Source organism: Actinomycetospora sp., assembly GCF_055612215.1.
Genome location: NZ_JBVPVA010001036.1, coordinates 1 through 1,075, shown reverse-complemented (window position 1 = coordinate 1,075; position 1,075 = coordinate 1). Strand labels below are relative to the sequence as shown.

Genomic DNA, 1,075 nt, shown 5'->3' with positions numbered 1-1,075 from the left:
CTCGAGGGCCACGAGGTCCCCGAAGAGCTCGTGGTACTCGTCGGCGTCGGTGACCGGCGAGATCCGCTGCAGCCGCGACTTGATCTCCGCGACCTGCCGCTCGACCAGCGCGCCCTGCAGGGCGGTGAGCATCGAGGACACATAGCGGTGGTCGTCGGCCTCGCGCGACTGCATCGGCTCGACGGCCAGCTCGGTGACCAGCCGGCCGTAGCCCGGCGGCGTCACCTCGGCGGTCACCGCCGTGAGCCAGCCCGACCCGGAGTGCCCGCTCGACGTGCCGCCCGCGGCGAGGATCGCGCGGTGCACCGCGAGGTAGCCCTCGTGGCTGAACGCATCCTCGGGCAGCGTGTCGTAGACGGGGCCGGCGAGCCCCGGGACCTGCAGCGCCGCCTTGAGTACCTCGCGCTGCACGCGCAGCCGCGGGTCGTCCCGCGCCGGCATGGCCGGTCCGTCCTGACCCTCCGAGGACGACGACGAGACCGGACGCACCGGCCGTCGTCGGGACCCCTGCTGGGCCCGGGCGTCCGCGGGCTGCCCCGCGGTCTCGCGGACCCGCCGCACGACCTGTGCCTCGTCGGCCCACCCGGTCCACCCGGCCAGCCGCCGCGCGTACCCGTCGCGCAGCTCCACCCGCCGGATCTGGGCGACCAGCGGCACGCAGCGCTGCAGGGCGGCCGTCTGGCCCTCGACCGTGGCGAGGTCGTACTGGTCGAGGATCGAGCGGATCGCGAAGGTGAACAGCGGCGAGCGCTGGGCCACGAGGTCGCGGACCGCGACGTCGCCGCGCGCCTGGCGCAGCTCGCAGGGGTCCATGCCCTCGGGCGCGGTCGCGATGTAGGTCTGCGCGGAGAACTGCTGGTCGCCGTCGAAGGCCTTGAGCGCTGCCGCCTGGCCCGCCGCGTCGCCGTCGAAGACGTAGATGACCTCGCCGCGGTCGAACGAGTCGTCCATCAGCAGCCGGCGCAGGAGCGCCACGTGGTCGTCCCCGAAGGCGGTGCCGCAGCTCGCGACCGCCGTCGGGATCCCGGCCAGGTGCATGGCCATGACGTCGGTGTAGCCCTCGACGATGACCGCC

Annotated in this window: 1 protein-coding gene; it reads right to left on the bottom strand. The window is 74.4% G+C overall.

The features are described from left to right. The coding region (locus tag AC0CYZ_RS28065; RefSeq protein ID WP_472221396.1) for a DNA primase at positions 1–1,075 on the bottom strand (1,075 nt) is incomplete at both ends.